This window comes from Pseudomonas sp. K5002 (assembly GCF_013386655.1).
Lineage (GTDB): Bacteria > Pseudomonadota > Gammaproteobacteria > Pseudomonadales > Pseudomonadaceae > Aquipseudomonas.
On sequence record NZ_JACARK010001101.1, the window covers coordinates 1 to 844 of the forward strand.

Sequence of the window (844 nt, forward strand, 5' to 3'; positions counted from 1 at the left end):
CGCTGCCGCTGCGGGCTTGGCTTTTGGCTTGGCCTTGGCGGCGGCCTTCGGTGCCTTGGATGGCGTCAGCGCTTCGGCTTCCGCCAGTTTGCGCGCCATTTCCCAGTGTCGTGCGTCCTCGCCATGGGGTTTACCTTCAGATTCCCAGATCTGATGTGCCAATTCGCGGATGCGTTTGTCTTCAGTACTCATCGCAATGCTCCTCACAGAAAATTTCAGCTTTCTTGATCATCAGGATTGATAAAGACATTGACCGGGAAATCCCCCAGGGCAGCGCTGATCATGAGCTCCTTGTTTGGTGTGACTGCGCCTGTTCGGAAAAGTCCCTTCCAATTTTGGGTTGGAGCGGCGAACGGTAATCGGACCCGGGTATCGCCCCAAATCTGCGCGTTGATCAGGGGATACACACCGTTTTCAAGCAGCCGGTGAGGCCAGCGTGGCACCACCACCAGCAGCTGTTTGCCCTGGTATTCGCGGTAGAAAGCGACCACCCGCTCGGCGTGTTCGCCCACCACTTCCAGAGGCTCGTACGTGCCCTGGCGAAACAGTTGCGGATGCGCCTTGCGCAACCCCAGGACCTGGCTGATCAACGCCTGTTTTATACGCCCGTCATGCCAGTTGAACATCAGCTCGCCGATGTCCGGCGGCGTGTGCAGCCCCTGTTGCCGTACGGGGTAGTCCACCGGGCGGCGGTTGTCAGGGTCTACCAATGTGAAGTCCCAGAACTCATCGCCCTGATACAGGTCCGGTACGCCCGGCACGGTGAGGCGAAGCAAGGATTGCGCCAGCCCGTTGAGCGCGCCGGCCGGGGCGATGGCCTGGGCGGCCTCGCCGATGGCATCGC

At 60.7% G+C, this 844-nt stretch carries 1 protein-coding gene and 1 pseudogene; both read right to left on the bottom strand.

Features of this window, described 5'->3' with window-relative positions; all coding sequences use genetic code 11:
• The coding region (locus tag HX846_RS33650; RefSeq protein WP_178967092.1) for a DUF2934 domain-containing protein at positions 1 to 192 on the bottom strand (192 nt) is incomplete at its 3' end.
• Positions 193 to 215: 23 nt separating this feature from the next.
• Positions 216 to 844, bottom strand: a pseudogene (locus tag HX846_RS33655) (malto-oligosyltrehalose synthase); the annotation flags it as partial.